Genomic DNA, 21,945 nt, shown 5'->3' on the forward strand with positions numbered 1-21,945 from the left:
ATAATTCTAAATCCTAAACATTTAATTAATAATTAACAATCAAAATTACCTTTTGGTTTGATTTTTTCATTCAAAAAGTTTAAAAAATTATAAATGAATTTAGATAGAATAGAAGGAACGTGGTATGTTATTTTTACGAACTTTAAAATGTGGTTGTCTGGGGATAAAATAAGACCAACTTTTACATATATGAAAGAAGAAAAAGAAGGTAAATTTTATTTAAGGGACGAAGTGAACTATTTACATAACGGATATATAAAAAGCATTTTAGGGAAAGATGAACCTTTAGACGATGAAAATACAAAATTCAGATGGCAAGGAAATGGATTAAAAAGTGTTTTTAAAAGTAATTGGGAAATTATTTATTTTGACGAAAAATTAGAGTGGCTTATCATTTATTTTGATAAAAGCCTTTTGACTGCTGAAGGTTATGACGTTTTAATAAAAAATAAAATTCCAACTGAAGAACAAATTTCGGCAATCAAATTAAAACTTACGGAACTTAATTTGGCTGATGAATTGACTTCTTTACTTACTTCTCATCAAGAATAAAGAAATATTTATAATAATAATTTTCAAATTATTAATTTTATACCTTTTATTTAATGTGGATTTAGGTCTTTTTTTATTCTTGTAATTTGAAATTATCCCTTATATTTAGTTTAGAATTAAATAGTTTCTAATAAAATGAAGGTAGACTATATTCATGATAAAATTGTAGAATCATTAGATTTTAAAGTTCCTGTTTTGATTTCGATAATTAAGAAAATAAAAAAAATTATTGAGAATAATCCATTTTTAAAGGATTTGAGCATCGATAAAGAGTTTTTGTATTATACGTTTTTGGCAAATAAACCTGAGGAAATAAATACTGAAAAGTTGAAAGTTCGAAAACTGAAGATGGACAATATTTTATTGCTGATGATGTCGTTTATTTGTATTATCCTTCTGGTTACGGAAAAACAAAATTGACCAATAATTTTTTCGAAAATCTATTTAATGTAAGTGCTACTACACGTAATCAAAATACAACAACTGCTTTATTGCAATTGGCATTGATGAGAGAAAATTAAAAAGATAATTAAATACAGATATAAAAAAAACCGTTATTAATCATTTAATAACGGTTTTTTATCTTTTTGAATGAAATTATTCAGCGATTAATTTATCTAATAAATCATTAATTTCTTTATCGTTCCAATCTCTCGTTTTTGTTTCTTTCAACATTACTTCACCTTTTTTATTTAAGATATAAGTTGTTGGAAAAACCTTTGGTAACATATTATTCGAAATTGGACTATTTGGCTCATAAACTGGCATTGTATAATTATTTTTTTGTAAAAAAGGATTAAAAACTGTTGGTTTATCCTGAATTGCAATCAATACAAATTTTACTTTTTGTCCTTTTGCTTCATACAATTTCTGAATTGTTGGCATTTCTGCAACACAAGGAGGACACCAGCTTCCCCAAAAATTTAGAAAAACAACTTCACCACTTTTCTTGAAATCAATCAAGTTTGTATTCGCAGCGCCGTTATGACCAATTAAATCAATATCATAATCACTTTCTGTTAATTCTATATCAGAACCAGCAACGTGACTATTATCTTCCAATTTACTTTTAAAAAATGTACCAATTGGCGTAAACATAATAGCAACTAAAGCGACAACTACAACGATGGCAAAAATAATTTGCTTATTTCCTTTCATTTTTCTTTTTCAATAAAATCTTACACAAAGATGCGAACAAATATCAAGTTGAACAAATAGAAAAAAATGATTAATTACCGATGTTTTCGTCAATCAAATCTAAAATTTCATTTACAATATCTTCACCTTTATTATTGTTGTAATATTTTTGTAAATCTTCGTGAAAATCATCTGCCGAATACGTATCAGGATTACTTTTGAAACGCGCCAACATTTCCATTCCAGCTTGTGGACGAGGACCAAAACGGAAAGCTTCTTCATTTTCATCATTCACTCCAATAATAATCGGAATAGAAGCTGCTCCATTTGTTTTGTATTTTTCCATTAATTCCATGTTTTCATCACGTAAAACATAATGCGTCGAAACATTTAGCGCATTTGCTAATTTCTCTACAACAGGTAAAATTTGAGATGCATCTCCACACCAACCTTCTGTAATTACTAATAATTTTAAATTATTTGTAGTTGATTTAACGCGTGTTTCTTGAGCAGGATTTAAACTGAATGTTTTAAAAATTCTGTTCATGCGTTGCAATCCCAAAGCATAATATTGTACATATTCTTTCGGATCATCGTTTTCGATTTCGTTTTCCAAATCATCTTCAACGCGTGTGATATAATCTTCGTATGATAAACCTTTGTTGATGTATTCTGTTAAATTCATTTGATTCTAATTTGTTACAAATATAAAGCAATTCTACGAGCTTATTTTGTAACAATGATGACATTGTTTGTCGTTAAAATTTGGTAAATTGCGACTTTCGAAAGTAGAAAAATGTATCAAAATCCATTAAAAAAAACAATAGAATATTTAAAAGGTGCTGGACCTGAGCGTGCTAAAACACTGCAAAGTGAATTCAGAATTTTTAGATACGAAGATTTGATACAGCATTTTCCTTTTCGTTATGTTGATAAATCGAAATTCTATAAAATTTCTGAAATTTCTTCAACAGCTGCCGAAATTCAATTGAAAGGTAAAATTATTCATTTAGAAGAAATTAACCAAGGAAAAGTAAAACGTTTAGTTGGGAAATTTCAAGATGGAACTGGAACTTTAGAATTAGTTTGGTTCAAAGTTTCTTCTTGGCAAAAGGAGAAATTAAGAAATGATCTTTTCAAAGAAGTTGTGATTTACGGAAAACCAAATGTGTTCAATAATAATTTTAGTATTACACATCCTGAAATTGAATTAGTTGAAGACGCTAAAAATATTCCGCTTGGATTATTTCCTGTTTATCCGAGTACTGAAAAGTTGACGAAAAAAGGAATTACGAATCGTGTTCTTCAAAAAATGATGATGAATCTTTTTGCCGAAAACATCGATATTCCTGAGAATTTACCTTTAAATGTTCTCGATCATTATAAGTTAGTTGGAAGAAATGATGCGTTAAAAGCAATTCATTTTCCAAAAGATATAACGGAATTAAATGCAGCAATTCGTCGTCTGAAATTTGAAGAATTTTTCTTTCTAAATCTTGCAAATCTCTCTCAAAAAGCAGTCAATAAACAAAAGAATAGAAGTAATCCTTTCCCAGAAATTGGTCATTATTTCAATACATTTTACAATGAATATTTACCTTTTGAATTGACAAATGCACAGAAAAGAGTGATGAAAGAAATTCGCTTTGATCTTCGTCAACCTGCGCAAATGAATCGTTTGTTGCAAGGTGATGTTGGTTCTGGAAAAACGATGGTTGCATTATTAACGATGTTGATTGCTGTCGACAATGGTTTTCAAGCAGCTTTAATTGCACCAACAGAAATTCTTGCGCAACAACATTACGAAAGTATTACAGAATTATTGAATGGTTTGGATGTTTCGGTTGAGTTATTAACTGGTTCGGTGACAAAGAAAAAGCGTCAACCAATTTTAGAAAATCTTGAAAATGGAAAACTTAAAATCATTATCGGGACGCATGCTTTGTTGGAAGATAATGTGATTTTTCAGAATTTAGGATTAGCGATTATTGATGAACAACATCGTTTTGGAGTCGCTCAACGTGCTAAATTTTGGAGAAAAGCTAAACTACCACCACATATTTTAGTGATGACAGCCACACCAATTCCACGTACACTTTCGATGACAATGTATGGCGATTTGGATGTTTCGGTGATTGATGAATTGCCAAAAGGACGAAAACCAATTAAAACGCTTCATAAAACGGATGCGCATCGTTTAAGTGTTTTCAAATTTATGAAAGATGAGATTGCGAAAGGTCGTCAAATTTATGTGGTTTATCCACTAATTGAAGAATCAGCAAAGTTAGAATTGAAAGATTTGATGGATGGTTACGAGAGTATTTCTCGTACTTTTCCGTTGCCAGAATATGCGATAAGTATTGTGCATGGTCGTCAAAAACCTGCGGATAAAGAATTTGAAATGAATCGTTTCAAAAATAATGAAACCCAAATTTTGGTGGCAACAACTGTGATAGAAGTTGGTGTAAATGTCCCAAATGCGTCGGTGATGATTATTGAAAATTCTGAACGTTTTGGTCTTTCTCAATTGCATCAGCTTCGTGGTCGTGTAGGTCGTGGTGCGGAACAATCGTATTGTATTTTGATGACAGGTGGAAAATTGAATGAAGTTTCGAAACGTAGAATTCAGACAATGTGTGAAACTAATGATGGTTTTCAGGTAGCGGAAGTTGACTTGGAATTGCGTGGTCCTGGTGATATGATGGGAACGCAACAAAGTGGAGTTCTCAACCTTAAAATTGCTGATTTAGCGAAAGACAAAGAGGTTTTGTATGCTGCAAGAAAATGTGTAGAAGCTATTCTTTCACAAGATCCAACACTTTCTTTACCAGTTAACGAACCAACAAAAAAATATTTTATTGAAAATCATAAAGATAAAGTAGGATGGAGTCAAATTTCTTAAAATTTAACATTAAGGAAACGATTTGTATAATTTTTTGGTATAATTTATGTTTGTTTAAAAACAAATATAAAACACTGAATTTTATTAGAAACTTTTAATTTTATCAGTTGTGTTAAATGAAATTAACATTAAAAATTATTTTTAACACAATATTAGCGTCAACCAAAAAATTATAGATTATGATGTACACAAATTTAGAACTTATCAGAACTCCACAAGGAGTAGAGGTTGAAGGAAATTCACTATGGATGTTCAATCAGCATTTGAATTTAATGGTATTAATAGCTAATGAATCGATAAAAATTAAACCTTCTATGTCTTTTCAACGATTTAGAAAAAATTAAATAATATCTCTCAAAACCGCTAAATAAGCGGTTTTTTTTTATTTCTAAAATTCTTCATCATTTTTATTTATTCATTTATTGCGAAATAATATATCACCTTTTTCTTCCTTATAAATAATTGAATTGTAATTATTATAAAAATTAATTATATATCATAGATTTTATAGATTTGATTTATAATTGTATCCGGTTTAGTTTTGCTCTGTCTTAAAATGATAAATAAAGAATAAAAATATAATTATGATCAAAAGAAGTTTAGTATTAAGTTTAGCATTCCTTTCTACGATTGGATTTGCGCAACAATTTACAACAAACACAGGCGCTCCAGTTGGAGATAATAAAAATTCTAAAACAATCGGAAATAATGGACAAGTTTTACTAGAAGACATTCATTTAATTGAAAAATTAGCAGCGTTTGATCGAGAACGTATTCCAGAACGTGTTGTTCATGCACGTGGAGCTGGAGCTTTCGGAGAATTTGTAGCTGATAAAGATTTTTCTGATGTAACGATGGCTGATTTCTTGTCTACAGCTGGTAAAAAAACACCATTATTTGTACGTTTTTCAACTGTAACGCATCAACAAGGTTCACCAGAAACTTATCGTGATCCACGTGGATTTGCTGTTAAATTTTACACAGAACAAGGAAATTACGATTTAGTTGGAAACAATTTACCTGTTTTCTTTATTCGGGATGCGATCAAATTCCAAGATATGGTACATGCTTTCAGGCCATCTCCTGTAACAAATGGCGCATCTGATCCAAATCGTGTATTTGATTTTTTCTCTAATTTACCAGAGTCCACGCATATCTTAACGTGATTGTTTTCAGATTACGGAATTCCTGCAAATTTTCGTCAAATGGAAGGAAATGGTGTACATGCTTACAAATGGGTAAATGCAAAAGGTGAAGTAACTTATGTGAAATACAAATGGGTTCCTCAACAAGAAACTAAAAATTTAACGCAAGAAGAAGCGAATAAAATTCAATCGACTGCAATTGAGCATGCAACATTAGATTTACGTAATAAAATTGAGAAAGGAAATTTTCCGAAATGGGATTTATATGTTCAATTATTGAAACGAGAAGATTTTGATAAATTAGATTTCAATCCTGTTGATGTAACGAAAATTTGGCCAGAATCTGTTGCAAAATTAGTTAAAGTTGGAACAATGACATTGAATGAAAATCCAACGAATTATTTTCAACAAGTGGAACAAGCAGCATTTGCTCCAGCCTCTTTGGTTCCAGGAATTGAAGCTTCTGAAGATAAATTATTACAAGGTCGTTTGTTTTCATATTTTGACACGCAACGTCACCGTTTAACGGGTAATTTTCAACAAATTCCTGTAAATGCGCCAAAAAACAGTGTGAAAACATATAATCAAGATGGTTATATTTCGATCCGAGAGCAAAAAGGTGATGTAAATTATCAACCTTCAACTAATCTTCCTGAGGTTGTAGACAATGCAAAATTTAAGTATTCAAAATCTGTTTTTCCTGCGGGAGCAACAACAACTCAGCACGTCATTGATAAAGAAAATAACTTTGTGCAAGCTGGAGATTTGTACAAATCATTCTCTAAAAAAGATCAAGATAACTTAATCAAAAATTTATCAGGAGCTTTGAATGCGGTTAAAAATAAAGTAATTGTTCATAAAATGATTGCACATTTTTACCAAGCAAATACAGAATATGGAACACGTTTGATGAAGGCTACAAATACTTCTATGAACGATGTAAAGCAATATTTACCAAAATAATTTCTATTGGATTGGAGTCGATTGAGTTCGACTCCATGACTTTCATAAAATCAATATTATCATGAAAAAGTATATATTTTTAGCCTTATTTCTATTCAGTTTTTCTTCAATTTATGCACAAGATTTGTTTAGTGCGGCGAGAGAAAATAATGTGAAGCAAATAGAAGAATTAATTTCGAATGGAAAGCATGTAGATGAAGCAAATCAACGCGGATTCACACCTTTAATTTTAGCGATTTATAACAATAGTTCAGACGCTGCAAAAGTATTATTATCAAAAGGGGCAAATCCTAATGCGCAAGATTTATCTGAAAATAATGCGTTGATGGGCGCAGCTTTTAGAGGATTTCCTGAAATGGCAAATTTACTAATTGCGAATAAAGCTGATGTCAATCAAGTGAATTTCAATGGAGCTTCTGCTTTGATTTTTGCTGTAACATTTGGTCAAAACGAAATTGCCAAAAAATTAATTGAAGCTGGTGCAGATTTAAACATTAAAGATAATAATGGTAAAACTGCTTTAGATCATGCTATTTTACAAGAAAATAAAGAAATGATCGAGTTATTATCGGTCAAATAATTTTTATATTTTTAATCTAATCAAAAAGGCATTGAGAGAAATTCTGAATGCCTTTTTATTATTTCGCAATAAACACCGGAATATTAACGCGATGTCTTAATTTATTAATCGTTTCTCCGAAAATAAAATCCATAAAACCTCGGTGTCCGTGCGAACCAACAATCAACAAATCTGCTTGATTTCGTTTACAAATTTCAGCAATCGAATTGATTCGATTATTGTAACCTAGTTCGATTTTAGTTTCATTAAACAAAGGTCGAATGATTTCTGCATATTGTTCTAAACGTTTCAAATCTGATAGAGATTCTTCATCATTCGTACGCTCTCCCGTATATTTCGCAGAAGCACTTTCAACAATATGAACCAAAATAATGGCAGATTCAGTAGTAGCTAATTGTGTTGCATAATTGATGACTTTTCGATCGGTTTTCGAAAAATCTAACGCCACCACAATCTTTTTGAAATGTTGATTCGAAATTTCTTCTAATGTAAACTTCTCAAATGGTTCATGAATTTCTCTTTGATTTTCTTCATTTTTCTTCAACATAATTGGAATAAAAAATGTCAGCAATAATAAAACTAAAAGTCCGATTTCTAATGCTACAAGAAAAATATTTAAAGTGTAAGATTCACTATTTGCCATCCATTTATTCACCTCTTCATACACCAATTGCGCATTCAGAAATGAAATAATAAAAGCGATTATCCACGCAAAAAATTTGGTTGTTGTATTGATTGCAAAATTCCCCATTTTTGTTTTGTCACTCACAAAATGAATCAACGGAATTACTGCAAAAGCCAATTGCATACTCAGGATAACTTGACTGAAAATCAATAAAGATCCAACTTCTTTTTCGCCAAAAATAAGAATAACCACAACAGCTGGAACAACGGCTAATAATCGAGTTAAAATTCTTCTCAAAACAGGATTAATACGCAAATGTAAATATCCTTCCATCACAATTTGTCCAGCTAAAGTTCCTGTAACTGTTGAACTTTGTCCAGCTAAAATTAGAGCAACTGCAAATAATTTTGGAGCCAAATCTGTTCCTAAAGTTGTTCCCAATAGTCTATAAGCATCACTTAGTTCAGCAACATCGTGATAGCCATTTTTATGGAATACGGATGAAGCTAAAATTAAGATTGCAGCATTAACAAAAAAGGCTAAATTTAGAGCAATTGCACTATCCCAAAAGTTATATTTGAGTGCTTTTTTGATTGAAAAATCATCTCGTTTTATTTGCCGCGTTTGGACGAGAGCAGAATGTAAATAAAGATTATGAGGCATTACAGTTGCACCGATAATCCCAATACTGATGTACAATGCAGCGCTATTTGGAATAGATGGAATAAATCCTTTTGCAACTTCTCCAAAATCTGGTTTTGCTAAAAACATTTCCGTCAAAAAACATAAACCAATCATCGTGATTAAACCAACAATGAAAAGTTCCATTTTTCGCATGCCTAATTTTTGAAGATAAAGTAGGAGAAAAGTGTCTAAGAAACTGATTAAAACACCATAGATCAAATCTATTCCAAAAAGTAAATTTAGACCAATTGCCATTCCCAAAATTTCTGCTAAATCACAAGCTGCAATAGCTATTTCGGCTAAAATATACAAGATGAGATTCATTCCTTTCGGATAAGTTTCTCGGTTACATTGCGCCAAATCTTTTCGTCGAACAATTCCCAAACGTGTACATAAACTTTGTAATAACAAAGCCATTATGTTACTCATCAATAAAACCCAAATCAAAGTATAACCAAATTGGCTGCCGCCTGCTAAATCGGTTGCCCAGTTTCCCGGATCCATGTAACCAACGCTTATTAAGTAGGCAGGTCCAAAAAAACTTAGGATTTTTCTAAACTTTCCTTTTTTGATTTGAACACTTTCGTGCACATCTTCTAATGATTTGGATTGATTTGGCATTGAATGATATTTCTAATTCAAATTTATGTAAAAATGAATAAAAAAAGCAGTAATAGTAGGAATTACTGCTTTTGAAATAGTGAATGAATAAAATGGATTATATTGACGAAATCGCAAAGGCTAGACCTACGTTTCTTCTTGAAAATTCGTGAATTAATTCATCTAAAACTGTAGCATCATCAATTGTAGATGGAATTGTGAATGGTGTTCCGTCTGCAATCTGAGATAAAGTTTTGCGTAATATTTTTCCACTTCGCGTTTTTGGTAATCGGCTAACTATTATAGATGTTTTGAAACAAGCAATTCCGCCAATTTCTTTGCGTAATAAAGCAATCAAATCTTTTTCGATTTCTTCTTCCGATTTCGATGCATTTTCTTTTGTAACAATCAATCCGATTGGAATTTGACCTTTCAATTCATCCTTAATTCCTACAACTGCACATTCAGTAATATCAGGATGAGAAGAAACCAACTCTTCCATTGTTGCAGTGCTTAATCGGTGACCAGCAACATTAATAATATCATCTGTTCGACCTGTAATAAATACAAAACCATTTTCATCTTTAAAACCTCCGTCACCAGTTAAATAATGATTTGGAAATTGTTGAAAATAACCTTTTATAAATCGGTGTTCATTTCGCCATAAACTTGTCATACAACCAGGAGGAAGTGGAAGCTGAATCACAATAGAACCTTCTTCTCGCGTATCATTTTCTTGACCTTCGTCGTCAACAATTTTAATATTATAGCCAAAAACAGGCAATCCAGCTGCACCAGGTTCAGGCATTATATTTTCGACTCCAGCACAAATTCCTAACATTGGCCAACCGCTTTCTGTTTGCCACCAATGATCGATTACGGGCAATTTTGAAATTTCTTTTAACCAATAATAAGTAGATGTATCACAACGTTCTCCCGCTAAGAATAAACGTTTCAGACTTGATGTATCGTATTTTTGGAATAATTTTCCTTCTGGATCTTCTTTTCGAATTGCTCGAATTGCTGTTGGAGCTGTGAAAACATTTTTGATTTTATGTTCTTCAACCATTCTCCAAAAAGCTCCAGCGTCAGGAGTTTTGATTGGTTTTCCTTCATAAATAACCGTTGTAACACCATAAATTAACGGCGCATAAACGATATAGGAATGTCCAACAACCCAACCAATATCACTTGCAGTAAGAATTGTATCACCTGGTTCTAAATCATAAAAATAGTTCATTGTCGAATTTAGTGCAGTTGCATAACCTCCTGTATCGCGTACGACACCTTTTGGCGTAGAAGTTGTTCCAGAAGTATACAAAATATATAATGGATGTGTACTTGGAACTTCGATAGGTTCTATAGGTTGATGTTGATACATTTCATCATAGGTATGAACGTTTTCTGCTGATAAATCATCGGTGTGATTTGGACGTTCAAAAATGACAATGTTTTTTGGTTTGTAAAGTGTTAATTCAATTGCTTCATCAATCAATGGTTTATAGTTGATTTGACGATTAATTTCTACTCCATAAGACGCAGAAATAATAACATCAGGTTGAGCATCATCAATACGAATAGCTAATTCTGGCGCTGCAAAACCTCCAAAAACAACAGAATGTATTACACCAATTCTCGCACAAGCAAGCATCGCAACAATTGCTTCTGGAATCATAGGCATATAAATAATTGCTGTATCACCTTTTGATAATCCTAAGGATGTAAGACCTCCTGCAAAACGACTTACTTTTTCTAAAAGCTGATTGTACGTAATTTTTTGAACAACTTCTGTAACAGGAGAATCGTAAATTAAAGCAAATTGTTCTCCGCGTCCAGCTTTTATATTTTCCTCCAAAGCCAAACGGCTCATATTTATTTTTCCGTCAACAAACCACGAATAATATCCGTTTTCATTTTGTTTTAAGATTTGTTCAGGGTAAGTTGACCATGCTAATTTCTGCGCTTCTTCTTTCCAAAAAAGTTCAGGTTCTTCAATACTTTTTGAGTATAAAGTTTTGTAATCCATTTATGTGTGTGCTGTGTTTTATTTGTTTTGTTAAGTTAGAAAAATGTTTAGAATTAATAATAAAGTTTAAAATGTTTGTTTTAGGACAGTTAATTATTTATCAACTATACAATAAAAAGTAGTATATAATTGTAAATTGATAAAATCAGATTATATTAATCAACTTTTATTATTAAATTAATAGTGTAAAAAGTACGTTATAAATTAGATTGATTAAAAATAAAGACTTAAAAAACGTGATAAAATCAGTTGAATATTATAGTCAATAAAAAATAAAATATTGTATATTTAATCCTTCGAAGAAAGCAGATAAATAAAGGGAATTAAAGCTTTTTTCTAAATCAACAAAAACATAAGAAAGATGGATACGCCTCATGTTATTACAGACGAACAATTAGAGAGAGAGAACATTGAGATAACGAGACGTTATAAAGAGATGCTTCAAAATACATATGTCACTTTATCAGATGAAGATAAAAAGCTGATTCGTAAAGCTTTTGATTTGGCTGTTGATGCGCATAAAGATCAGCGTAGAAAAACAGGCGAGCCATATATCTATCATCCGATTGCTGTTGCCAAAATTGTTGCTGACGAAATTGGGCTTGGTGCTACATCAATTTCTGCGGCTTTAATGCATGATGTAGTAGAAGATACTGAATATACGTTAGAAGATATTGAGAAACTTTTTGGAAAAAAGATTGCAAAAATTATAGATGGATTAACAAAAATTGCTGTCTTAAATAAACAAGATGTTTCGATACAATCTGAAAATTATAAAAAATTATTACTGACTTTATCTGAAGATGTGCGTGTGATTTTGATCAAAATTGCCGATCGTTTACACAATATGCGTACGTTAGAAAGTATGCGAGAGGATAAACAGTTAAAAATAGCATCCGAAACTATTTTTATATATGCGCCTTTGGCTCACAGAATGGGATTGTATAACATCAAATCTGAACTAGAAGATTTGAGTTTGAAATACACTAAACCAGATGCATATTTTAATATTGAACATAAATTAACAGAAACTGAAGCCGAAAGAAAAAAATACATTGATGATTTCTGTAAGACTATTTCAGAAAAACTTGAAGCCGAAGGTTTAGAATTTGAGATAAAAGGTCGTTCAAAATCAATCAATTCAATTTATCGAAAAACGATTAATCAAGGAATTCCTTTCGAGGAAGTTTTTGATTTGTTTGCGATTCGTGTAATTTATCGTTCGGACAAAAAGAATGAAAAATTTTTAGCTTGGAAAATTTATTCGTTGGTAACGGATTTATTTATTCCAAATCCAAAACGTATGCGCGACTGGATTTCTCAACCCAAAACAACTGGTTATGAATCGCTTCACGTAACGGTTATGGGACCACAAGCGCGTTGGGTAGAAGTACAAATTCGTTCTGAAAGAATGGACGAAGTTGCCGAAATGGGTATCGCTGCGCATTATAAATACAAAGAAAATGTCTCGGATGACGAAACGAAAGTTGATGAATGGATTCATCAAGTTCGTGAAATGTTGGAGCAAGAAGATACAAAGGATGCGATTGAGTTTATGGATAATTTCAAGTTCAATTTGTACTCCAAAGAGATTTATGTTTTTACGCCAAAAGGAGACTTGCATTCGTTGCCAAAAGGAGCAAGTTCGTTGGATTTTGCTTACTCTATTCACACCAACGTTGGTGACCATTGTTTGGGTGCAAAAGTGAATGGAAAATTGTATCCATTGTCGCATCAATTGCAAAGTGGAGATCAAGTAGAAATCATTACTTCAACGCAACAAAAACCAAAATTAGAATGGTTAGAATATGTTGTAACGAGTAAAGCGAGAAGTAAAATTAAAGCTTCTTTAAACTCAGATAAACGTAAAGTTGCAGAAGATGGAAAAGAAATTATTCAACGAAAATTAAGACACTTAAAGGTTGATTTTAGTGAAAATACGATTAATCAGTTACAGCAATACTTTAAGTTAAGTTCGAGTCAAGATGTGTTCTATAATGTTGCAATGGGAATTATTGACAACAACGATTTGCGCAAATTTGCGGAACGAAATACAGGCTTTACTGGATTAATTAACCGTTTCAGAAAATCAACATTTAATACGACTAAAAAAGATGATATTCCTGTAGACAAAACGAAATTAGATAGTCTTGTTTTTGGGAATGATGAAGAGCGTTTAGATTACGAATTAGCGAGTTGTTGTAATCCAATTCCAGGTGACAAAGTATATGGTTTTATCACAGTTTCAAAAGGAATAAAAGTACATAAGGTAGATTGTCCAAATTCAGTTTCGTTGCAAGCAAATTATGCGTACAGAATTATAAAAGCGAAATGGATTGATTCTTCTCAACAAGAGTTCAAAGCGTTAATTGAGTTACAAGGATTGGATCGCGCTGGAATGGTGAGTGATATTACGTTAGTTATTTCGAAAAATAATTCATTGAACATGCATAGTATTAATTTGTCTGAAGATGCAGGTATTTTTGATGGAAAGATTACGGTTTCTGTTAAAAATAAAGCCGAATTAGAAAAAATTATGATGGAATTGAAAAATATTGAAGGAATTCAATCTGTAAAACGAACATATAAAAATTAGTTTTTATAAAATATTTGTTTAACTTTATATAAATTATCTATTTATGAAAAAAATATTATTAGCTTTTGCATTTCTTCCAATGCTGAGTTTTGCACAAGAAAAAACAAATGAAAAAGGTTTAAATAAAATTATACCGAGTTCAATATCTATTTCTGAGTATGAAAATAGTAGACCAGCCTACTTTCTAGATGGAGAAAGAGTTGAAAAAAGTGTTTTTACTAAAATGAATTCTGATGATATTAAACATATTACTGTAATCAAAACAGATAAAAAATATCCAAACGGAAAAATTGAAGTTGTTTCGAAAAAAGAGAAAGAATCATAAATAGAAAAAGTCCAACGATATGTTGGACTTTTTTATTCGCTGATGTTACTAACAAAGGCACAAAGTTACACAAATCTTTTTGATAATATCGCTTCATTTCTATTGAATAATCTTGTTAATTTTACATCCCGAAAACAAACAAACTCACGATGAACAAACAAAACTATAATCCAATTGAAGAAGTACTTGAAAAAATCAACGAAAAAGGAGGTTGGGTTAATACGCATTCACACTTAGACAGAGCTTATTCATTGACTTCGGACACTTTCGCATTATCTAATTCTTACCTAAAAGAAAAATGGCATTTAGTTGATGACATGAAACGCAATTCATCTGTTGATGATATTTATTTCCGTATGGAAAAAGCGATTAATTTCATGTTAGAGCAAGGTTGTCAAGCAATTGGTTCTTTTATTGATGCGGATGAAGTGATCGAAGATCGTAGTATACAAGCGGCTCAACGCTTAAAAGATAATTACGGAAAAGACATCGAAATGCGTTTTGCAAACCAAGTACTGAAAGGAGTTATCGATCCAAAAGCGCGCGAATGGTTTGATATGTCTTCTGATTTTGTGGATATTATCGGAGGTTTACCTGCAAAAGATTTCGGTCGAGAAGATGAGCATTTAGATATTTTATTATCAACTGCAAAAGCAAAAAATAAATTGGTTCACGTTCATGTTGATCAATTTAACACAGACGAAGAAAAAGAAACGGAACAATTAGCTTTGAAAACGATTGAACACGGAATGCAAGGAAAAGTTTCTGCGGTTCACTCAATTTCTGTAGCGGCTCATCCAAGAAAATATCGTTACGAATTATATGATTTAATTAAAAAAGCAGATATGCACATTGTTTCTTGTCCAACTGCTTGGATAGATCACAATCGTACAGAGCGTTTGGCACCTTCGCACAATTCAGTAACGCCAGTTGATGAAATGATTCCAAGAGGAATTAATGTTGCCTTCGGAACAGATAATATTAATGATATTTACAAACCTTTTTCTGATGGTCATTTGTTAACAGAACTGCGTGTAATGCTGGAGTCTTGCCACTTTTATGATGTAGAACAACTTTCGAATATTGCAACAGTAAATGGCTTGAAAGCTTTAGGAATTCAAAAATAAAATGTATATTTATACAAAATTAAATCTCGCAATTGCGGGATTTTTTTTGGAACACAAAATTAAAAACCACAATAAATTATGCGATTAAATGTACAGAATGAAACGGCTCAACTGCAAACCGTAGTCTTGGGTCGAGCAGAATCTAACGGAGCTAATCCTACACTTGATCAGACGTTCGATGCAAAATCTTATGAAACCGTAAAGAATAACGATTATCCAAAAGAAGAAGATTTGATTGCGGAAATGTCAGAATTTGAACAAGTTTTGAAGAAATATAATGTTGAAGTTTTACGTCCAACATTGATCGAAGATTGTAATCAAGTTTTTTCTCGTGATGTCGGTTTTGTAATTGAAGATGAATTCTTTATCGCGAATATTATTCCAGATCGTTTAGAAGAATTACAAGCCTATCGCGAAATAAAACGTCAATTCAAAGGAAATAAAATCAATGCGTTACCAGAAGAAGTTTATGTAGAAGGTGGCGATGTAATTTTGTATAACGACTATATTTTTGTTGGAACGTACAAACAAGCTGATTTCAAAAATTATAAAACAGGACGCACAAATGTTGAATTTGTAGAGTATATCAAAGCTAAATTTCCCAATAAAAACGTCTTGGATTTTGAATTGAAAAAGAATGATGAAGATCCTTACGAAGGAATTTTACATTTAGATTGTACATTTAATCCTGTTGGGAAAGATAAAGCGATTATTTATAAAGACGGCTTTTTATTTGAGCATGAATATCAGCAAATTGTCGATATTTTTGGGAAAGAAAATTTATTCGAAGTGACAAAAGAAGAAATGTATTGGATGAATCCTAATGTGTTTTCAATTTCTCCTGAAGTTGTTGTTTCTGAGAAAAATTTTACGCGTTTAAATGATCATTTAGAAAATGTATGGAACATAAAAGTGGAACGAATTAATTACAGAGAAGTCTCTAAAATGGGAGGTTTATTGAGATGTTCTACAATGCCATTAATCAGAAAATAACATGAAACAAAAACAATATACATCAACTATTTTGATGGTTGAGCCAACAGCTTTTTATTACAATCCAGAAACGGCTGTTAATAATTATTTCCAAACGGAAACAACAGATTCTCAAGAAGATATTCAGAAAGAAGCGTTAGAAGAATTTCAAGGAATGGTTTCTGCTTTGCGTTCGAAAGGTGTAAATGTTATCACGATCAAAGATACTGCTTCGCCACATACGCCAGATTCTATTTTTCCGAACAATTGGATTTCTTTTCACGATAACGGAAATGTAGTGTTGTATCCGATGTTTGCAAAAAACAGGAGAGAAGAGCGTCGTGAGGAAGATGTATTGAGTTTGTTGGAAGAAAAAGGTTTTCATATAGATGATGTGATTGACTTTACATCGGCAGAAGAAGACGAAATTTTCTTGGAAGGAACAGGAAGTATTATTCTTGATCGTGAACATGAACTGGCTTATGCATGTATTTCTCAACGAACTGACGAAGATTTATTGATTGAATTTTGTGAGGAATTAGAATATACACCAGTTATTTTTCATGCGAATCAAACTGTAAATGGAGAACGTAAACCGATTTATCACACCAATGTAATGATGTGTATTGCAGATAAATATGCGATTATTTGTTTAGATTCTATCGATGATAAAAAAGAAAAGAAAGCGGTTTGTGAGTACTTATTAGAAGCTGGAAAAGAAATTATTGCAATTACAGAAGCGCAAATGCATCAATTTGCTGGAAATATGTTGCAAGTAGGTGGTTTAGGACAATCATATTTGGTGATGTCGCAAACGGCTTATAATTCGCTTAATCAAGAACAAATTTCTAAAATTGAGGCTTATAACCCAATTTTACCTGTTAAGATAGATTTGATTGAAAAATTAGGTGGAGGAAGTGCCCGTTGTATGATGGCGGAAGTTTTCTTACCAAAGAAATAAAAAATACACAAAAGGCTACAAATTTCGTAGCCTTTTTTAGTTATACTCTGTCAAGTGTTTCCAAAAACGTTTGGGCATCATTTGGATTTGTAACTTCGAATTTTTCCTTGCTTCGATTGTTGTCGAATTAAAATAAGATTTCCACAATTCTTGGTACAAATTTTCATTTACATCAATGTATTCAGTTAGAGCAGTTGAAGATTTTGGTGTAAAATTTAATTGTATTTGTTGAACATTTCCAGAAGATTTTTCATAATAAATTCCATATTTTCGAATCGTGTCGTAAATAATCCAATTCTGGTCAGCATATCTTTTTCTGAAATGATTAATAATTAAAGGTAAAACATTATATTTTGGATCAGTTTTCGCAAAAAATAAATCTTGATTAATCTTTTCAAAACGGATAAATGCTTCATGATGATGCTTTTCTCGATGAACTGATCGATACATTTTCATGACATAAAAAACATAATCATTTCCATAATTTAATTGAACTGCAGCTGTTTCATTTATGATTAAACAACAATAATAAAACAGCTTTTCGTAGGCTTCAGCTTCTTCTGACAAGAAAACAGCTTGTATAGCTTTGTAACTGGTTTTATTTAGTTTGTCTTTTAGTTTTTTATGTACTCTTTTTGCTTTTGTTTCATCTGTAATCACAGTATAAACTTCATCAAACATCGATGGTAAAAAATCTCTTTCAGAAACTACTTTTATTTGCTTCGGTTTTCTAACATAATAATCAAAAATCAGCGTTAAAAAACCTTCAAAACTATTATCAAAAACATAAATTTCCATTAGTCAAAAAGATTTAATTGATTTGGCTGATTTTTAAGATATTTACTTTTACTAAAACTCAAAATTCTATTTTTAATTTGCGAACCAAGCAAATCTTTTTGTTGAAATTGATCATCTGCACACGTCATGAAAAATTTTGCTCTATTGTAAGCAATTCCAAGACGTTTTAATTGATAAGAATAGATTTTCCCAAACTTTCGAGCGGTAACAATTTTCTTCGCAGATTGAACACCAATTCCCGGAATTCGTAGAATTAAATGATAATCGGCTGTATTAATATCAATCGGATAAAGATGTAAATTTCGTAAAGCATAGCTCAATTTTGGATCAATATCAGTATCCAAATGAGGATTTTGTTGATTAAGAATCTCCGTTACATCAAATTGATAAAAACGCATTAACCAATCTGTTTGATACAGTCTATTCTCTCGTAACAAAGGTGGTTGAGTTCCGATAGACGGCAACATATTATCATTGTGATTGATTGGAATAAAACCTGAATAATACACACGTTTTAACTGGAAATCATTGTAATATTGATTTGCTGTATACATAATTTGCATATCATTTTCGGGCGTTGCACCAATTACCATTTGTGTAGATTGCCCAGCAGGAACAAAGGTTGGAGTAGATTTGATTAATTTTCGTTCAGCATTAAACTCAACTCGTTGTTGATGAATAAATCCTAAAGGTTTTTTTACATCTTCGTGTGATTTTTCTGGTGCAACTAATTTAAGTCCTTCTTCTGTTGGCATTTCGAGATTTATGGACATTCGATCAGCATATAAACCAGCTTCTTTCAATAATTCATCACTCGCTCCAGGAATCGTTTTGAGATGAATATATCCATTAAAATTCTCTTCAAGACGTAACTTTTTCGCAATCAAAAGCAAGCGTTCCATCGTGAAATCAGTATTTTTGAAAATTCCAGAACTTAAGAATAAACCTTCAATATAATTTCGACGATAAAAATTAATCGTTAAATCAACCACTTCTTGCACTGTAAAAGCAGCACGTTTTACATCATTACTTTTTCGAGAAACGCAAAAAGCACAATCATAAATACAATGATTCGTTAATAGAATTTTGAGTAAAGAAACGCATCGACCATCTTCTGTAAACGAATGGCAAATCCCCGACATAGATGCATTTCCTAAGCCTTTGTTTTGGTTTTGTCTTTTACTTCCGCTCGATGAACACGAAACATCATACTTCGCTGCATCTGCTAAGATGCTCAACTTTTCATTAATTCGATCAAAATTCATTCTACTTTGCTTTAAGCAAAATGAATTCTTTTAAAAGTCAAACAATGTCGCTGAAAAAAGTTTAACAAAAAAATTAATCATATTCTAAATTGATTAAAAGTTCAGTCTTTAATCGGCTGATAAAATTACAATCTAATTCAGCAAGAAGAATATCAATTAGTTGAGATAAAAAATCGCGATGAATATAATTAAATACAAAGGTTTTTTCATTGGTCATAAAATAAAAATCAAAATGACTAAAATAACCAGAAATTGATTTAATCTCTAATGTTGGAAGCTCTTCGGGCTGAAAAAAATCACTTAATTTTGAGCGATAATTATGTATTTTCTTGATAGAATTTGAAGTAGAATCAACATATTCTATATTCAAATCTTCAATTTCATCTGAATAAAATTGAAATAAAAATTCGTTTTTAGGATAATCATTTATGTACAAATTGAAACGATTATCTTTTTGGTATAACTGAAAAAGTCGATTAAATTCTTGCACATTATTGATCATAATAGATGAAGTTAAATGATTGATTTGAATAAATTTAATGACATTTAGTTAAATAATCAAATAAAAAAGAGCCAAATTAGCTTGGCTCTTGTATTTTTAGTAACGTACTGTTCTTGTTGTATTTGAAATTGGTTGATCGATATCTTTGGCGTATTGTGTGCGTTTTGTCCAATTTTTGTGATTATCATATTGATATTTAATCGTCGAAATATTCTTTACTTTTCCTGTTTCATCAAGCACTGTTTCTTCGATAATATTATTGTTTTCATCAAATTTTCGAACATATTTATTGACTTGTTTATTGTCTTTGTCTACATAAGTTTCCTCTATTGGATTGCCTTTTGCGTCATTTTTATAATTCAACGTATAAGTTCCTTGATTATATTTCACCAATGTTTTGACTAAAAATCCATTTTGATATTGAAACGTTTTCTCGATAAAAACATCCGAATCTTCCAATAAATTAGTTTCTCTTTCGTAAGTTACATTCTGATTTTGATCTAATTTATATTCCGTTTTAGAAACATTGACATCATTTTCGCTTTTCGTCACGATATAACCATCTGTTGTATATTCGTAATCAAAATTGAAAACTAAACTTTCGTCATTGTTTTTCATTTCTCTCGAAATCAATTTATTCGATTCATTATAATTAAATGTTTCAGCAAAAGTTTTATTTCCAGCTTCATCAAAATAATCACATTTTGTTGGATTTCCATCTTTATTATACGTTGATTTTGTGTAATATTCGGTTTCGTAACCTTCGATAAACTTCATGCGAATACGTGCTTTTTGCATCGATTCTTCAATAAAAGTTGGATTTCCTAAAACATCATTTTGCTGTAATTCAGATTTTTGAGCAAATGCAAATCCTGAAAATAATATCGTAATTAAAGCAATGTTTTTTAACATATGTTGTATTTTTTTATTCTTGAATAGAAAGATTAACCAAAATTAATCCAAAAATGTAGATTTCTTGATCTATTTAAAGGTGAACGTAAAAACTAGAACTTATATTTGAAAAAAAAATAAAAAAATGAGCACAAAATTTAAACTTTTAGGAAATCAACCAGCATTTATCGATTTATCATTGTTATTAGTACGTTTAGCTGCTGGTGGATTTATGTTTACACACGGATTCGGAAAATTGCAAAAATTAATCAATGGAAATTTCGAATTTGGAGATCCAATTGGACTTGGACCAGAAATTTCTTTAGGTTTAACTGTTTTTGCGGAAATACTTTGTGCTTTTTTAGTTTTGGTCGGATTATTTACTCGTTTGGCGGTAATTCCACTAATCATTACAATGTTAGTTGCTGTATTTATCGTGCATGCAGATCATGATTTTGGTAAAAAAGAATTGGGATTATTCTACTTAATCAATTATTTAGTTATATTTTTATCAGGCGCAGGAAAATATTCTTTAGACAAATTGATACTTAAAAAATGATAAAAACATTAACCTATAGTTTATTGATTTGTTCTTCTGCATTATTTGCTCAATCAAAAAATATGAAAAACATTGTTTATACGCCATTAGCAAAGGCAGAATTAACATTAATAAAAGAAAAGAAATCCTATGATCCTTTTCGTGTTTTATTAACAACTTCGGATGCAGATACAAAAATCTTAAAATCAACTTCTATTGATATTGATCCAAAAGATCCATTAATCAAATTATTGGCCGATCGTATGTATGCAACGGTTCAAGACGAGGCAAGTAAAGGTGTTGGTATTGCAGCTCCACAAATTGGAATTAATCGCAACGCGGTTTGGGTGCAACGTTTTGACAAAGAAGGCGAACCTTTTGAGTTTATTATCAATCCAAAAATCACGTGGTATTCGGACATTGTTCGTCACGGTCGCGAAGGTTGTTTGTCTATTCCTGATATTTTCGGAAAAGTGTATAGAAGCTTGGTTCTTCGATTGGCATATTATGATTTGGATGGAAATTTTCATGATGAAACAGTTGAAGGTTTTACAGCGGTTATTTTTCAGCACGAATACGATCATTTAACAGGAACGTTATTTACAGATCGAATGAAAGAGCAAGAAAAGCTAAATTATGTGAAAGCTGAAGTAATGAACGATGTTTTTTACTTGAAAAAGGCAGGTTCTTTTATAGATGACGACGATGATGAAGATTAAAAATTTCTTAAAACGTAGAAATTATTATGCTTGGCAT

The 21,945-nt window shown here is 31.2% G+C and carries 20 protein-coding genes and 1 pseudogene; 13 read left to right on the plus strand and 8 right to left on the minus strand.

Annotated features, from left to right (window positions below; all coding sequences use genetic code 11):
• The first annotated feature begins 93 nt into the window (after positions 1–93).
• Together B3R94_RS07900 and B3R94_RS07905 are read left to right on the plus strand one after the other, a co-directional pair.
• Entirely contained in the window at positions 94–552 is a 459-nt protein-coding gene (locus tag B3R94_RS07900) for a lipocalin family protein (protein WP_291062484.1), read from the plus strand.
• Between the two features lie 135 nt (positions 553–687).
• Positions 688–972 carry a DUF1697 domain-containing protein gene (locus B3R94_RS07905; protein ID WP_291091321.1) on the plus strand — a complete coding sequence of 95 codons (285 nt, stop codon included), beginning with the start codon at positions 688–690 and terminating at the stop codon, positions 970–972.
• 177 nt (positions 973–1,149) lie between these two features.
• Here the strand turns inward: B3R94_RS07905 and B3R94_RS07910 are convergent, their stop codons facing one another.
• Together B3R94_RS07910 and B3R94_RS07915 are read right to left on the minus strand one after the other, a co-directional pair.
• Complete coding sequence (locus B3R94_RS07910; RefSeq protein WP_291091320.1) at positions 1,150–1,710, minus strand: TlpA family protein disulfide reductase; 561 nt, start codon at positions 1,708–1,710, stop codon at positions 1,150–1,152.
• 70 nt (positions 1,711–1,780) lie between these two features.
• The gene (locus tag B3R94_RS07915) at positions 1,781–2,374 is read right to left on the minus strand and encodes a thioredoxin family protein (protein WP_291062488.1); all 594 of its coding nucleotides are present in this window, start codon (positions 2,372–2,374) and stop codon (positions 1,781–1,783) included.
• 111 nt (positions 2,375–2,485) lie between these two features.
• Here B3R94_RS07915 and recG point away from each other — a divergent pair, with 111 nt between their 5' ends.
• The 4 genes and pseudogenes from recG (at position 2,486) to B3R94_RS07935 (ending at position 7,279) form a co-directional block, all read left to right on the plus strand.
• A complete protein-coding gene (gene recG / locus B3R94_RS07920) occupies positions 2,486–4,591 on the plus strand; it encodes an ATP-dependent DNA helicase RecG (RefSeq protein WP_291099948.1) in 2,106 nt (701 codons plus the stop codon).
• Between the two features lie 179 nt (positions 4,592–4,770).
• Entirely contained in the window at positions 4,771–4,935 is a 165-nt protein-coding gene (locus B3R94_RS07925) for a hypothetical protein (RefSeq protein ID WP_181816300.1), read from the plus strand.
• 240 nt (positions 4,936–5,175) lie between these two features.
• A pseudogene (locus tag B3R94_RS07930) lies at positions 5,176–6,699 on the plus strand (catalase).
• 61 nt (positions 6,700–6,760) lie between these two features.
• Complete coding sequence (locus B3R94_RS07935) at positions 6,761–7,279, plus strand: ankyrin repeat domain-containing protein (protein ID WP_291099951.1); 519 nt, start codon at positions 6,761–6,763, stop codon at positions 7,277–7,279.
• A gap of 58 nt (positions 7,280–7,337) precedes the next feature.
• Here the strand turns inward: B3R94_RS07935 and B3R94_RS07940 are convergent, their stop codons facing one another.
• Together B3R94_RS07940 and B3R94_RS07945 are read right to left on the minus strand one after the other, a co-directional pair.
• Entirely contained in the window at positions 7,338–9,209 is a 1,872-nt protein-coding gene (locus B3R94_RS07940) for an Nramp family divalent metal transporter (protein WP_291099954.1), read from the minus strand.
• A gap of 97 nt (positions 9,210–9,306) precedes the next feature.
• Positions 9,307–11,214 (minus strand): AMP-binding protein, encoded by a 1,908-nt coding sequence (locus tag B3R94_RS07945; RefSeq protein ID WP_291099957.1) that lies wholly within the window; start codon positions 11,212–11,214, stop codon positions 9,307–9,309.
• A gap of 361 nt (positions 11,215–11,575) precedes the next feature.
• Between B3R94_RS07945 and B3R94_RS07950 the strand changes: the two genes are divergently transcribed.
• The 5 genes from B3R94_RS07950 to ctlX all read left to right on the plus strand — a co-directional run bounded on the left by B3R94_RS07950 (position 11,576) and on the right by ctlX (position 17,195).
• Positions 11,576–13,810 (plus strand): RelA/SpoT family protein, encoded by a 2,235-nt coding sequence (locus B3R94_RS07950; protein ID WP_291099959.1) that lies wholly within the window; start codon positions 11,576–11,578, stop codon positions 13,808–13,810.
• 43 nt (positions 13,811–13,853) lie between these two features.
• Positions 13,854–14,135: a hypothetical protein gene (locus B3R94_RS07955; RefSeq protein WP_291099962.1), complete on the plus strand. Its 282-nt coding sequence runs from the start codon at positions 13,854–13,856 to the stop codon at positions 14,133–14,135.
• 149 nt (positions 14,136–14,284) lie between these two features.
• Entirely contained in the window at positions 14,285–15,262 is a 978-nt protein-coding gene (locus B3R94_RS07960; protein WP_125349365.1) for an amidohydrolase family protein, read from the plus strand.
• A 78-nt stretch (positions 15,263–15,340) separates the two neighbouring features.
• On the plus strand, positions 15,341–16,255 hold the full coding sequence (locus B3R94_RS07965) for a dimethylarginine dimethylaminohydrolase family protein (protein ID WP_115000239.1): 915 nt from the start codon (positions 15,341–15,343) through the stop codon (positions 16,253–16,255).
• A gap of 1 nt (position 16,256) precedes the next feature.
• Positions 16,257–17,195 (plus strand): citrulline utilization hydrolase CtlX, encoded by a 939-nt coding sequence (ctlX, locus tag B3R94_RS07970; RefSeq protein WP_038335795.1) that lies wholly within the window; start codon positions 16,257–16,259, stop codon positions 17,193–17,195.
• A 36-nt stretch (positions 17,196–17,231) separates the two neighbouring features.
• Here the strand turns inward: ctlX and B3R94_RS07975 are convergent, their stop codons facing one another.
• From B3R94_RS07975 to B3R94_RS07990, 4 genes are all read right to left on the minus strand, one after another.
• Complete coding sequence (locus B3R94_RS07975) at positions 17,232–17,993, minus strand: TIGR03915 family putative DNA repair protein (protein ID WP_038335797.1); 762 nt, start codon at positions 17,991–17,993, stop codon at positions 17,232–17,234.
• Positions 17,993–19,258: a putative DNA modification/repair radical SAM protein gene (locus B3R94_RS07980; RefSeq protein ID WP_038335798.1), complete on the minus strand. Its 1,266-nt coding sequence runs from the start codon at positions 19,256–19,258 to the stop codon at positions 17,993–17,995. Before B3R94_RS07980 ends, B3R94_RS07975 begins: the two co-directional genes overlap by 1 nt.
• 73 nt (positions 19,259–19,331) lie before the next feature.
• Entirely contained in the window at positions 19,332–19,760 is a 429-nt protein-coding gene (locus B3R94_RS07985) for a hypothetical protein (protein WP_115000237.1), read from the minus strand.
• Between the two features lie 96 nt (positions 19,761–19,856).
• On the minus strand, positions 19,857–20,672 hold the full coding sequence (locus tag B3R94_RS07990; protein ID WP_291099968.1) for a hypothetical protein: 816 nt from the start codon (positions 20,670–20,672) through the stop codon (positions 19,857–19,859).
• Between the two features lie 124 nt (positions 20,673–20,796).
• Between B3R94_RS07990 and B3R94_RS07995 the strand changes: the two genes are divergently transcribed.
• Entirely contained in the window at positions 20,797–21,210 is a 414-nt protein-coding gene (locus B3R94_RS07995; protein WP_180904370.1) for a DoxX family protein, read from the plus strand.
• Entirely contained in the window at positions 21,207–21,908 is a 702-nt protein-coding gene (gene def, locus B3R94_RS08000) for a peptide deformylase (RefSeq protein ID WP_291099971.1), read from the plus strand. Before B3R94_RS07995 ends, def begins: the two co-directional genes overlap by 4 nt.
• Positions 21,909–21,945: the final 37 nt, after the last annotated feature.

This window comes from Empedobacter sp. UBA7611 (genome assembly GCF_002484365.1).
In the GTDB taxonomy this organism is placed as follows: Bacteria; Bacteroidota; Bacteroidia; order Flavobacteriales; family Weeksellaceae; genus Empedobacter; species Empedobacter falsenii_B.

Excerpts from the sequence above, each read along its gene's own strand:
- B3R94_RS07900 (WP_291062484.1), top strand. The coding sequence starts at position 94 with ATGAATTTAGATAGAATAGAAGGAACGTGGTATGTTATTTTTACGAAC.
- B3R94_RS07905 (WP_291091321.1), top strand. The coding sequence starts at position 688 with ATGAAGGTAGACTATATTCATGATAAAATTGTAGAATCATTAGATTTT.
- B3R94_RS07910 (WP_291091320.1), bottom strand. The coding sequence starts at position 1,710 with ATGAAAGGAAATAAGCAAATTATTTTTGCCATCGTTGTAGTTGTCGCT.
- B3R94_RS07915 (WP_291062488.1), bottom strand. The coding sequence starts at position 2,374 with ATGAATTTAACAGAATACATCAACAAAGGTTTATCATACGAAGATTAT.
- recG (WP_291099948.1), top strand. The coding sequence starts at position 2,486 with ATGTATCAAAATCCATTAAAAAAAACAATAGAATATTTAAAAGGTGCT.
- B3R94_RS07925 (WP_181816300.1), top strand. The coding sequence starts at position 4,771 with ATGATGTACACAAATTTAGAACTTATCAGAACTCCACAAGGAGTAGAG.
- B3R94_RS07935 (WP_291099951.1), top strand. The coding sequence starts at position 6,761 with ATGAAAAAGTATATATTTTTAGCCTTATTTCTATTCAGTTTTTCTTCA.
- B3R94_RS07940 (WP_291099954.1), bottom strand. The coding sequence starts at position 9,209 with ATGCCAAATCAATCCAAATCATTAGAAGATGTGCACGAAAGTGTTCAA.
- B3R94_RS07945 (WP_291099957.1), bottom strand. The coding sequence starts at position 11,214 with ATGGATTACAAAACTTTATACTCAAAAAGTATTGAAGAACCTGAACTT.
- B3R94_RS07950 (WP_291099959.1), top strand. The coding sequence starts at position 11,576 with ATGGATACGCCTCATGTTATTACAGACGAACAATTAGAGAGAGAGAAC.
- B3R94_RS07955 (WP_291099962.1), top strand. The coding sequence starts at position 13,854 with ATGAAAAAAATATTATTAGCTTTTGCATTTCTTCCAATGCTGAGTTTT.
- B3R94_RS07960 (WP_125349365.1), top strand. The coding sequence starts at position 14,285 with ATGAACAAACAAAACTATAATCCAATTGAAGAAGTACTTGAAAAAATC.
- B3R94_RS07965 (WP_115000239.1), top strand. The coding sequence starts at position 15,341 with ATGCGATTAAATGTACAGAATGAAACGGCTCAACTGCAAACCGTAGTC.
- ctlX (WP_038335795.1), top strand. The coding sequence starts at position 16,257 with ATGAAACAAAAACAATATACATCAACTATTTTGATGGTTGAGCCAACA.
- B3R94_RS07975 (WP_038335797.1), bottom strand. The coding sequence starts at position 17,993 with ATGGAAATTTATGTTTTTGATAATAGTTTTGAAGGTTTTTTAACGCTG.
- B3R94_RS07980 (WP_038335798.1), bottom strand. The coding sequence starts at position 19,258 with ATGAATTTTGATCGAATTAATGAAAAGTTGAGCATCTTAGCAGATGCA.
- B3R94_RS07985 (WP_115000237.1), bottom strand. The coding sequence starts at position 19,760 with ATGATCAATAATGTGCAAGAATTTAATCGACTTTTTCAGTTATACCAA.
- B3R94_RS07990 (WP_291099968.1), bottom strand. The coding sequence starts at position 20,672 with ATGTTAAAAAACATTGCTTTAATTACGATATTATTTTCAGGATTTGCA.
- B3R94_RS07995 (WP_180904370.1), top strand. The coding sequence starts at position 20,797 with ATGAGCACAAAATTTAAACTTTTAGGAAATCAACCAGCATTTATCGAT.
- def (WP_291099971.1), top strand. The coding sequence starts at position 21,207 with ATGATAAAAACATTAACCTATAGTTTATTGATTTGTTCTTCTGCATTA.